This is a genomic window from Paenibacillus sp. FSL F4-0100 (genome assembly GCF_037993005.1).
Lineage (GTDB): Bacteria > Bacillota > Bacilli > Paenibacillales > Paenibacillaceae > Paenibacillus_AQ.
This window is the reverse complement of the sequence record NZ_CP150303.1, coordinates 2,802,291-2,814,314: the sequence shown is the minus strand read 5'-3', so window position 1 is coordinate 2,814,314 and position 12,024 is coordinate 2,802,291. Positions and strand designations below refer to the sequence as shown.

General features: G+C 38.6%; 11 protein-coding genes. 2 read left to right on the top strand and 9 right to left on the bottom strand.

The window, feature by feature from the left end:
* Positions 1 to 192: 192 nt before the first annotated feature.
* Positions 193 to 1,575, bottom strand: coding sequence for an MFS transporter (locus MHH48_RS12560; RefSeq protein ID WP_076321334.1), 1,383 nt, complete (start codon positions 1,573 to 1,575; stop codon positions 193 to 195).
* A gap of 388 nt (positions 1,576 to 1,963) precedes the next feature.
* Positions 1,964 to 2,167: a hypothetical protein gene (locus MHH48_RS12555; protein ID WP_256720404.1), complete on the bottom strand. Its 204-nt coding sequence runs from the start codon at positions 2,165 to 2,167 to the stop codon at positions 1,964 to 1,966.
* On the opposite strand from MHH48_RS12555, the gene MHH48_RS12550 reads away from it, so the two are divergent.
* Positions 2,168 to 2,302: an ATP-binding protein gene (locus MHH48_RS12550; protein ID WP_256720403.1), complete on the top strand. Its 135-nt coding sequence runs from the start codon at positions 2,168 to 2,170 to the stop codon at positions 2,300 to 2,302.
* A gap of 94 nt (positions 2,303 to 2,396) precedes the next feature.
* Here MHH48_RS12550 and MHH48_RS12545 read toward each other — a convergent pair whose 3' ends face one another.
* From MHH48_RS12545 to MHH48_RS12530, 4 genes are read right to left on the bottom strand one after another with little or no spacing between them, the layout of a single operon-like run.
* A complete protein-coding gene (locus tag MHH48_RS12545; RefSeq protein ID WP_076321081.1) occupies positions 2,397 to 3,704 on the bottom strand; it encodes an MFS transporter in 1,308 nt (435 codons plus the stop codon).
* Between the two features lie 14 nt (positions 3,705 to 3,718).
* Positions 3,719 to 5,149 carry an FGGY family carbohydrate kinase gene (locus MHH48_RS12540; RefSeq protein WP_076321332.1) on the bottom strand — a complete coding sequence of 477 codons (1,431 nt, stop codon included), beginning with the start codon at positions 5,147 to 5,149 and terminating at the stop codon, positions 3,719 to 3,721.
* Between the two features lie 10 nt (positions 5,150 to 5,159).
* Positions 5,160 to 6,641 (bottom strand): FAD-binding oxidoreductase, encoded by a 1,482-nt coding sequence (locus MHH48_RS12535; protein ID WP_076321080.1) that lies wholly within the window; start codon positions 6,639 to 6,641, stop codon positions 5,160 to 5,162.
* A 34-nt stretch (positions 6,642 to 6,675) separates the two neighbouring features.
* A complete protein-coding gene (locus MHH48_RS12530; RefSeq protein WP_144023407.1) occupies positions 6,676 to 7,461 on the bottom strand; it encodes an SDR family NAD(P)-dependent oxidoreductase in 786 nt (261 codons plus the stop codon).
* 339 nt (positions 7,462 to 7,800) lie between these two features.
* Between MHH48_RS12530 and MHH48_RS12525 the strand changes: the two genes are divergently transcribed.
* Positions 7,801 to 8,559: an SIS domain-containing protein gene (locus tag MHH48_RS12525; RefSeq protein ID WP_076321079.1), complete on the top strand. Its 759-nt coding sequence runs from the start codon at positions 7,801 to 7,803 to the stop codon at positions 8,557 to 8,559.
* A gap of 108 nt (positions 8,560 to 8,667) precedes the next feature.
* On the opposite strand, the gene MHH48_RS12520 is transcribed toward MHH48_RS12525, so the two are convergent.
* The 3 genes from MHH48_RS12520 to MHH48_RS12510 form a co-directional block, all read right to left on the bottom strand.
* The gene (locus MHH48_RS12520) at positions 8,668 to 8,994 is read right to left on the bottom strand and encodes an ATP-binding protein (protein WP_306023784.1); all 327 of its coding nucleotides are present in this window, start codon (positions 8,992 to 8,994) and stop codon (positions 8,668 to 8,670) included.
* Between the two features lie 611 nt (positions 8,995 to 9,605).
* Positions 9,606 to 9,929, bottom strand: coding sequence for a hypothetical protein (locus MHH48_RS12515; protein ID WP_144023406.1), 324 nt, complete (start codon positions 9,927 to 9,929; stop codon positions 9,606 to 9,608).
* A 565-nt stretch (positions 9,930 to 10,494) separates the two neighbouring features.
* Positions 10,495 to 11,919 carry a polysaccharide deacetylase family protein gene (locus MHH48_RS12510; protein WP_076321077.1) on the bottom strand — a complete coding sequence of 475 codons (1,425 nt, stop codon included), beginning with the start codon at positions 11,917 to 11,919 and terminating at the stop codon, positions 10,495 to 10,497.
* Positions 11,920 to 12,024: the final 105 nt, after the last annotated feature.

Sequence of the window (12,024 nt, the reverse complement as noted above, 5' to 3'; positions counted from 1 at the left end):
GAATGCAGTTTTTCTTTAATTAATACAACTCCTTCCATTTATTATTCGTACAATATAGGTGTTATCCGTGAGTTAGTCAATACAGAAGTGGCAGCTAACCATGACGTATAAAAGGCTTGTTACCCAAAAATCCCGCTCTCTCCGTTGTTACAAGAGAGAGCGGGATTTGGATCACATATGTGCTTCTAGGCGTCAGATTTGGCTGCTTCTTTTTCCGATAAAAGCCAATGTATAGATCATACTTCCAGCTACGATAACCAACGAAAACAGAAGTAGCAAGTTACTGTACAAGTCTGCCTCAGCATTCCATAACATCGGAAGAAGCGGGAAATCCAGCCATCGCCTGGAAAGCAAGCCTCCTACAATTGCGACTCCGATCCCTTCCGATAAGAAGCATGCAAAATTAAGCATTCCCATCCCTGCTCCCGCTTCTTTCTCTTCCAGAGAATCGGAAACGACGGTTGAAATCACCGTCTTCACAAATGAAAGGCCTCCAAATACAAAAATCAGCATAGCTGTTACAATCCAAGGTGATTGATCCGCCAGCACAGCCATGGTTAAAAAACCACCGATAATCATCAGGGCTCCTATATAGAACACAAAATGATGACCTTTCTTATCGACGAGTAACCCCCCTAACATGCCAAACAGCATGACGCTCATGGCACCAGGAAATATAATACCCGCGCCAATCATGTCCGTAGACAAATGATGGACGCTTCTCATCAGATAAGGAACCATGGACAGAAATCCGGCTACTATGCCCAAAATGACGCAGCCCGAGATCGTTCCGGCGATGAACTTCTTCCTTACGAATAAATAGGGTTCGATAAATGGATTTGAGGCCCGCTTGATCCGTACGGCGAATAATACGAGCGCTGCTAAACAGCCAGACAAATACATCCAATGTTCATGGGTCGTAAACAAGGTAAATAGCACTACGCCAACGGAGAGCAGAGCTGCTCCCGTAACATCAACGTTCCCTTTCTGTTCGGTTTCATCCGGCAGCACTTTTAAAAAGAACGGAATCGTTGCAAGCGTCATAAGAGGAAATACAAACAACACGGACCAGTGCACATAATGGGCAACAACGCCTCCGATGACAGGCCCGATTCCTTCGCCCGTTGCAACCAGCGATCCTATAAGACCAAAAGCTCTTCCACGAGATTTTGCATCGAAATAACGCACAATCATGACCATGACCAGCGCAGGGATGGCAGAGGCTCCTGCCCCCTGAATAAATCTTGCCGCAATCACAGCAGGTAAATAGGCATGTGCCGCTAATCCCAGCATAGACCCACTGCCGTACGTTACGATGCCTATAATGAGCATTTTTTTGATCCCGTACAGATCCGATATTTTTCCGTACACAAACGAACCTATGGCAAAAGACAGCATAAAGCCTGTATTGACCCAATTGGCTGTCGATGGCTCCACATGAAATTGTCTGGCGATATCCGGGAGTGCCACATTAAACACCGTTTCATTCAAAACGCTGAAAAAAACCAAAAATCCCAGCCAGGCAAACGCGCCTTTCAAATTTGTGATCCGTAATTTTTGACTTGGTTGAGTAATCTCTTCCACTTGGTAGTTGCCCCCGTAAATTTAGGGGAATACGCAGTTTATAGGGTCAATGATGCGATTTCCCTCAAATTTTGTACCCAAATCCATCTTTTTTGCCGCATGCAATAATCCTCCTTTGAATATTCTGATTTTAATATAACATACGGATAAGGAAATTTTGTATATTATTGTTGATTAGAAATAGTCCCGATATCTATTAACGAAACAGCCATACCTTCCCCGATACGACGGCTTGCTAGTACTCACATAGGAGCTTAAGATGTAGATTAGCGGAAGCGCCACAATCAGCAGGTAAAGTGACAAGAATATGTAGACGAAAAATACAAATATATAGAAGCAGAAGAGGCTTTACATCTAATCAGTGCCTTTAGAAGGTGGCCTAAATAATCCCCTTCACCCCATCCCGCCATACCTCTAGGCTTGCCTCTTCCTCCAACCACCCCTTCATACTCGCTAATTCAAACCCTTGTTCAATATGAAACACCCCGCGCGGCAAATTTCCGCTATACACAACATCCGCAACCGTCGCCGCTACCTTGGCCGTCAATCTGGACTGATCCCGCCCGACCAGCAAGCATTCCATTTGACGAATACCATCAAGCAGAAGATCAAGATGTTCATCAAGCCGGATCTGCTCATCATCGACGAGGTCGGGTATCGGAAGATGGGCGAGACGGCTGCCCACTTTTCCATTATTCCGAGATTAAGCCGAGCATAATAACTCTGTAATGTGTCAAAAGTACAAACGCTCACGTCATTGACGGTAAACTTATCACCGACCAATTACGCGAGCGCTTATAGTAAACATTCTTTTAACCAGTAGTATTTAATTCTGCTGTTCCAATCATACGTTTATTTCTTTTATTCACATTTATTTTAAAGATTACTGTAATCATGATCGCAGCTACGCTTGCCAATGCACAGAAAATAAAGTATGCATTATAGCCACCATTATCTCCGTAAGTGCTAAAGAAGTAAATATTGACGAATGGTATTATAATATCTGGTAAATAGCCCAAGAAAGATATAAATCCAATCGAAAGACCTAAAACTTCTTCTTTTATATTACAATCCCCCAGTAATGACCAATACAGACCTCTAATGATATAAACCAATAAGCCAGTAGTGACTATCAGAATATAATAATACATATGAGGTAAGGCAATAGGTGAAAGCGCTACCGCAAATAGAAGGATTGTGGACATCCCCAAAGCCGCTATTAAGATGCTGCTCTTCCCAAACCTATCCCCCAGAAATCCACCCAAAAACCCACCAACTGGGCGCATCCAAAGCATAATAACGGTCACTTGACCTACTGTAGCTGCATCAATATTGATATTAGTTTGCAAAAATCCGCCTAGATAATAAACAGACCATGCCACAATATAGGACGTAAATATGATGCCGCCTAGCAACCATACAAATTTATTATTAAATATTTGTTTAAAAATTCTAATATCAAATTTCGTTTTGTTCTCTGAATTAGATGAAGACGCTGCTTTTCTAATAGACGATTTGTCTTCTTTAACAAAAATTAAAAATAGTATGGAGACCAATATAAGCACAGCTGAGTACATATAGACTACAGCTTGCAGTGCTTCTTTTTTATGAATATATTCGGTACTAGTGCCCAATATGCTCGAAAAAATTAATATGGCTATGCTAGCCAAAATAGCCTCAACAATCCCTTTTCCTCCATCTAATGCGCCAAAAAACCGTCCTTCTTCTTCTTTTTTTGAAATAAGCTTAACAAGTTTTAAATGCGCTGACCAAAAAGTGAATACGGAGAAAAGCCCCCAAATTGTAAATATAACAATAACTATTGGATAGCTAGGAACCTGTGCAAACCAAATCCCAGTAAGTCCACAAACCAAAAGTGATATGAATATTAGCTTTTTGGAGGAAAATCTGTCAGCTAGCCAACCGCTTGGAAAGTATCCCAAAATAAAAGCGACACCCAGAAACGAAAATATACCATTTAAATCTACAAGGGATATACCGAAAACTTCCAAAATAGTTTCTTGATAATTGGTTTTTAAATAAATCAAAGGATAAATGGATCCTGCGGCCAAAATAATCAGAAAAAATTGAAAGTATCTGCTATAATTTTTCGTTTCCATATTGCAACTCCCTTCTATTTAAAGATTGGATATGTTTGTTTCAAAATTTCATCGGTATGCATTCTCACATTTTTCACGATATTATTATTTATTTGATTATAAAATTCGTGGTTTTTTGCATTAGGCAAAAAAGTGCGTTCGGTTTTAACCATTTTACTTGCTGCCTCATCAAAACCTTTATAAACGGATAAATATTGGCTCACACATATAGCAGCTCCTAGACATGCACTGCTGCTGCCTTTACGTCTATAAACGGGTAAACCAAATAGATCAGCTATAATTTGCATAAGCAAATCGCTCTTAGAGCCACCGCCTATTACAACTAAATCATTTAACTCGACCTTTACTTCCTCTAACATCTCATCGATATTATTTTTTATACTGAATGCAATCGCTTCCAATATTGAACGGTAAATATGGTATTTTGTATGGCGTTGATCGAAACCTATCATAATCCCTTTTCGATATGGGAAAGATGATGATGGCAGCCAGTCGAGAATGGTAATAAGTCCATCACTGCCTACAGGCACATCTTGTGCTCTAACGTTCAAATATTCCTCTTCGGACACACCCATTTCCTCGGCATGAGTAACAAGCCCTTCGCCAATTAGCTTTTTAAACCAACTTACTGTCCACATACCGCGTCGTATTCCGTATGATTCATAAACATATTTAAATGGAATGGATGCGAGTGTAGGGAAAAAATTACGAGCATTTTCAAAGTAATCATTTCTATACAGCATAGAGGAAATAAGTGTTCCAAGTGAAATCATAATGGATCCTTCGTCCTTAATTCCGGAGCCCAGAACCTCAACTGCCTTATCATTTGCTGTCGCTATTACAGGTATGTCATTGTTCAAACCAAATTCAGAAGCCAGTTCTGGGCGCAAGGCTCCCAGCTTATCCCCCGGTTTTACGAGATCAAATAGCATCTCTCTTTTCAAGCCGTTTGCTTTCATGATTTCATCGTCATTGAACCAATCTAATGTTTCGCGGTTTAATGGCCAATTAACCTCATAGTTTGCAGCTGTATCCTTAAATTCACCTGTTAGTCTAAAGCCTAGATATCCAGAAGTTGTCGTTACATATTTGACTAAATCATCTGTATGTTCATATGGATGATTTAGTCTAGAGTCCATCCAGCTTATCACGGGATAAGCTAGATGGCCCTCTTCATTTAATAAAACACGACAACATCTTATTGTACATAAACCAATTCCAACAATAAATTTAGGATCTCCTTTAAAATTGGCCAGACAATTTTTGATTCCTCCGTACACGCTGTCCCATAAATCATCCTCAGGATGTAAGGCTACGCCTGGCTCAGGAGATTCAATTTCTCTTAACTTATACGAACCAAAAGCAACTTCATTTCCACCCAAATCATAAATAGCCACTTTAGTACTTTGTGATCCATTATCAATTCCCATTACATATCTACTCACAAAAGCCACCTCAGTCTCTTCCCTTAATGAATTTCATACCTTCCTCTTGAGGGAATATTGTACCGAAATTCATAATGCCATTAGGATCAAATGCTTCTTTTAGTTTTTCTAACATATAGTAAGCTGAACCATGCTCATCTTCAGTCCACTGCGTACGATATTTACCAATACCATGATGATGGCACATTGAACCTCCGAGCTTTAATGTTTCCTCGATAATAATAGTATGAATTGGGTGATGATAAACTCTCAGCTCATCTTCCGGCGCACAGTTAATATTATAGTTGTATACAAAATACATATTTGTTCCATTAATATAGCTATGGGAGGAGTGTCCGCCAAGCATTGTTATGTCTTCAATTCTATCAAACTCATTTCTCACTCTATTCATAACATTGTGATAAATCTTAATAATGTTTTCCCAGTCTGCAGATACTTCTGTTGTAAATCCATCATGTTTGCTGTGATCAATCATTTCCTGGAATTCATTATCAATGGTTTGTTGCGTCCAATTCAATTGATTAAACCAATTTTCAATTAAACGGTCTTCCACCTTTTCAATTACATTATCTTTGAATTTAGAAACAGCTTCTTCAATTCCCTCTACAGTTGCTTTTACAATGCTCTGTGGTCCTTCTGACATGAAAATCAAAACACACTTATCTTTATAGAAATGTGCAAAGTGCTGTCTTGCATCTTCTTCAGAATAGACGCGAGCAACCGAAGGTCTAAATCCGTTTACCATCACTTCTCTCAAAATATTTATACCTGTATCAACATCTTTTATTAGATACCCATGGAAACCATTGTTCTCAGGATAATATTTGAAGATTTTGACTGTAACTTCTGTTATATAGCACAGCGTACCTTCATTACCAATGGCAATATGTCTAATATCTGGCCCGCCAGCTCTTCTTGGAACATTTTTTATTCTGGAAATGTGTCCGTTAGGAAATACACATTCTAACCCTATAACCATATCTTCAATAGCGCCGTACAAAGTTGAAAACTGGCCAATACTTCTAGTTGCTAATAATCCACCATATTGTGCTACCGGTTTGGACTGTGGAGAGTGACCTGTAGTGTAACCAATTTTACGCAGCTCATCCTCTAACGTTTGCAGGACTACACCAGCTTGTACAGTTGCTTGCATATTATAAGGATCAATTTTAATAATATTATTCATTTTCGATCCATCAATTACTAAAGTTTTATCTTTCCAGTTTTCAAGCCCGCCTTCTGTAGCTGTTTTTCCACTTCTAGGAATAACATTAATTTGATGCTCATTACAGAACATTAGAAGTGATTTCACCTCTTCTGTTGAGTAAGGATATACAATCGCTATTGGAATCGGAACATCAAGAACTTTTTTAGCTTTTGCATATTTTTTATAACGATCTGCAGACGCATCATAAAGCGCTTCATCTTTTGTATTTATTTGCTCAACTGAAATAATAGACTCCAACTTTTGTAGCAACTGTTCTTTATTCATAGTATCTCATTCTCCTTTATTTAAAACTTTTATCTTATCTCACCAAGTATCCGCCATCAACATTTACTAAAGTGCCATTTACATAGTTTGAAGCTTCTGAAGCTAGGAAAACTACCGTACCCATTAAGTCCAAAATATTCCCCCATCTATTTGCAGGGATATGATCTAAAATACGCTGATTAGCTACATCGTTCGATCTTGTCGCCGTTGTAAGTTCAGTAGCAAAATATCCAGGAGCAATACCATTAACTTGTATATTAAATTGAGCTAATTCATCACAGTAGGCTTTAGTAAACCCTGCCAATCCGTGCTTACTTGCAGCGTATGCCGGTGACCATTGTCCCCCAAGGTAAGAGAACAAAGAACAGGTATTAATAATTTTTCCGCTATTTTGTGGAATCATATACTTAGCTGCCTCATGCGATAATTCAAAACAAGCTGTTAAATTAAGCGCTATCATTTTATCCCATTGAGCTCTTGTAAACTTCGTTACATCTGGTTCATTAATACAAATACCAGCGTTATTCATGAGAATATCTATTTTTCCAAAGGTTCTAATACACTCTTCCACAACTTCGTTGCAGACACCATCTTGAGTAATATCTGCAATCATAAGATGGTACTTAACGCCCTCTGCTTCAATAATTTTTCTAGTTTCATCATTATCATCAGCAATACTAACTGCAAAGATATCTGCTCCTGCTTTCGCAAGTGCCAGCGCAAAGCCTTGCCCGAGTCCTGAATTTCCTCCTGTAATAACTGCAGCCTTTCCTTTTAGGCCAAAAAAATTCAGTGAAAAATCCTTAATATCATTCTTCAAGTTTACACCTACCCATCGTTATTTGATTTCTCACACAGATTATCACATAAGGAAATCGAAATCAACGAAATTTTCTTATAAAGTGATAAAATTTACTGTTTTATAGAAAATTTCTCGATATAATTGGGGGTTTAATATGAAAATATGTGAAAGTTATACATTGAGCGAAGGGTCAGGGAATTGCATAAAATCCATCGCTTATATAAGTAAAGAAAAGCTGTCTACTCACTTGACAATCATGGCTGCTACTTTTAAATTAAGCAATATAAGATGAAATTGAAAAAGAAGAAGTGTGGCATACCATCATATTAATTTTAGAATATTTGGAAAGAAGGACATATGTTAAATATCAATATAAACAAATTGAGTCCACTGGAGCTTTCTGTCCATAACAAAATTACTGAAATTCTTAAACAAAATAACAATCTTAAAATATTGGAAGCAGCTCATTTAGGTAATGTTTCTCCATCCCAAATATCGAAATTTGTAAGAAAGTTAGGGTTTGAAAATTTCAAACAGTATAAGCAGCATTTTGGAGGACAGCAAATTGTTCCAACAAGTATTAAAAAGTCAACTGAGCTTGAACGACTTCTAAAAATTATAGAAAACTTCAATCCAGTTTTGATCGATAATTTTTTGAAGATTTACAATAAATACAATAAAATTGTTCTGTACGGACTAGGACCATCATTTATTTGCGCAGAATATTTTTCATATAAGCTCGCTCTTGTTTCAGAAAAAAGTATATATGTATCACAAAGTGAAACTTATACCAAAAATTTAGTTGATAAAGAAACCCTTTTAATTGTTTTTTCAGTAACCGGAAAGTTTGCTTCTTTCAACGATTTATTCAATTCAGTAAAGCCATGCGGGACTGAAATAATGCTAATTTTAGAGGAGTATGACAACTCTTTAGCTTTAGATATTGATAATATATTTTATTTAACTAAATATACCCAAAGTAATAGTTTATTAGCTTTCGAAAAAACTCGGACTGTTTTCTTTATTTTTATAGAGGAAGTCATTTCCAGATTAATGGCAGAACAAAATGCTGCAACTGAGGTTAGTTTAAATAGAGGACACAAAGAGGAGGACTGAAACCATAAATAAGGTGTAAAGCTGCCGCATCCCAGATTGTATTTCTCAACTGAAAATCCAGCCACGTGGTCATTTAATTTCCGACCACTTTGAACAAAAAATATAGCATTAGGGCAGCTGCTGTTTTTGCAGCCATTCCTTGGTTTCCGTTATTCTATATGAGTTGACACTCATATAGACGATGTAAGACTGATACGTCAGAAGATCAATCATAGCTTCAGTCATAACAGGGTCTTGAAAAATCTCCCCCCCCCAGCGCTCGAACGACTTGTTTGTTGTAATAATGGTAGATTTGCGGCTCGCTCGGAGTGAAAGATGTGTAAACAGCAGTTCTGAACCTCCCTTGTCGGAAGAGATGTATCCCATCTCGTCGGCGATAACCAGATCATACTTTTCAAAGCGGTGTGAATAAGCACCTGTTTCCTGCGGAAACAAAGTGCTTATTCACAAAATTGCTTTATAATGATGTCTTCGACCGGACCCGCGATTTCAGGGGCGCACCTCGATCAGCGGAATTGGTTGAATCGCAAGATGGGCATGCACCCATTCTTCCCTACCCTGTGCTCGAAATGGCAAGCTCCCCGCAAGCCATCTCGTAGAAAATCATCCCTAAGGCATACAAATCACTATGCTTTCAGGGGTACGATTCATCCTGCCCGTTTGTTCCGGAGATAGGTAAGCCCATTCATCAGCTTCTGTAGTTTGATACCTTCCATTGGTATAATGTTGTCCAATCCTCCCTCGCGGTCCTTCCAAATCTATATATTCGTTGTCTCAATCATTCATCTGAGTAATACATAACGGACCAATTTAATCTTTTTCATATCGAAAAATCAATATTTTCTCACTACCGACACATCGCACCCCATGTGTGTCGAATACCTCGACAGCTTAAGCTCCAACTTGCAATTTTAGCATCGGCGCTCCAACACTTAGCTCGATTCTCTGCTTTACCACTAGCGATGATACGGTTCACCAGCATTAATATTCAACTATCCTGCCCGTTAGGTTAATGCACTAATGCGATTTTGTTTTCACTATGCGTATTACCATCTACATTGCTTTAGGCTTTCCCTTTCTGATACATTGCTTTTTTTTCTAACTTTAATGATTTTTATTCCATTCTCGGGTGTATCAATTAATGTGAAAATGATTCTATCATATGAAGGAGCGTGATGTCCTGAATAGTTTAATGCACTTGCAATAACTAAATGTCTTCGTGTATCGCCTTTAATTCGCTCAATGCTATCTATCCTTGGACACATTATAAAATCTGGAAACTCCTTCTCGATTACAGAAAAGTATCTTGTGTACAATGTTTCCTCTAGAAGTTCTTCTTTAGGTGGTCCAACAGGTTCATGCTGATCCAATCATAAAGTTCTTGCGAAGTTAATCGGATTTTTTTCTTGTTCTTTGTAAGTACAATTTCACCATCAACGGCAGTGCATGTCTTGATAAGACGACCCTTACAGTTATACGCTGGTTCTAAAGTTATTAGATCACCGTCGATCATGTTTATTTTTAAAAGTAATGGAACTTTATCACCCTCTAACTCGGTTGCCTGTTCGCTTGGACTTGATGTATTAATCCAATTAATAATCCTTCGAATAATCCTTTCGTCATATCCATCTGTCATTCTGAAAATCCTTGAATCATCTGTTCCTTTTAAACGAACTATACCTCCGTAAAGCGTCGCCTGCTGGATTTTCAGAGAGTTGACGACTTTGCTGTCCTAAACGGCGACAATCCGGCGACCGCCGCACTGCGGGGGCGAGGGAGAACCAAGTATTTCCACGATGGAGTAATCGACGGTCTATTACCCATCAGTGACATTCGTTTTCCGGGGTGGTATAACGTGGAAAACATTATGGCTGCCATGACCGCCGTGCGGGGGACCGTGTCGGATGAGGCAATCCTGGAGACGGTGCGCAACCCTTATAATTCAGAGACTTTCACGAATTCATAGCCTTCTTTTTTCAAATATTTCAAAATAGGTTCTACGGCTTCTGCGGTCGTTGCATGAATATCGTGCATTAGAATAATTGAACCATCTCTCACATTTTCTTGAACGATATTTAATATGGCAGCCGGATTACGCGATTTCCAGTCCAAGGTATCAATGGTCCAAAATACAGTGGGACTGCTGATCGCACTCTGAACCTGCTTATTAACTGCACCATAAGGTGGGCGGAACGCCGTTGATTCTCTTCCTGCGGCGCTCTTGATGGCCTGGTTTGTTCGTTCCACTTCCTTGATCCCTTCTACTTTGCTTAGGGTCGTTAGATCCTTGTGGTTCCAGGTGTGGTTACCTAGTTCATGTCCTTCATCAGCAACTTCCTTCACAATCTCCGGATAGAAATCCACCCGGTTACCCAGCATAAAAAATGTCGCTTTCGCATCATACTTTTCCAGCAAGTCAAGAATCTTCAACGTGTTTTTAGGATGCGGCCCATCGTCAAAAGTAAGAGCTACTCGTTTACCACCCTTTGGAGAATCATCATCTTTAACCGGTGTATCTTGGGGTTTGTCCTTATCCTTTGTATTGTTTTTTGAATCGTCTTTTTCGTCTTTTTTATCATTCTCAATCTGCAACTTCTCTTTCCACTCATCGGTTAGTAGATTTTGCATCTCATCCAGTGGAATCGAAATTTTAGGCATACCGGCCGCTCCGGCAGTTACCTCATATTTATCAAATTGATAAACAGCTGACTTATCCGTAAAATACATGCCTTTAAATTTATTGTTCGGATCTTCTGCCCATCTCTTTAACTCACCTTCAAATAGTAAAGGGCTGTATTCTTTCGACTCCTTGAATGCTGTATTTAAAAGAGAGTATAACTGTTCCCGATTTTGTTTCGTATCCTTGAAGATTTCTGTTGTTTGAATAAAATCTCCCTTTTTAGTATCTACTAAATAAACCTTTGCTTTTTGCTGTGCGTTTGCACCTACGACATAACTTTCCTCAGAGAATACAATGGAATACATATTCTCCACTACGAGATAGATTTCCATAGATAAAGATAGCCCGGCTGCATAGTCTTTTATATACTTCTTATTATCATCGACTTTCGCTAGGAAATCCTCTTTGATGGACGATACATATCCTTCCATTTCCGCATTTAGCTTTTCGCTTTTAAATTTCGGATAGTGGATGGCAATGTTGTATTTCTTTTTCTCTGTTATTTCTGTAACTAAATCTACTCCTGGATATTTGGAAACTTCTATTTTTTTTTCATCTTTGTCAGCTTCACTGGCATAATCGTCATTAGTCTGCAACATAAAATTTACAAAATATCCCGCTACAAAAAGTCCTAGGATCAACAAGATACTAAATGTTATTTTTGCTTTTGCTGATTTCAAGATTCCACACTCCTGCTGTCTTATTCCTTGGTAAGTGAAATTTCTATCAAACCAAACGAGTTTCATTTTAACACAAAATAAATATAAAATAATTTAAAGAAACGT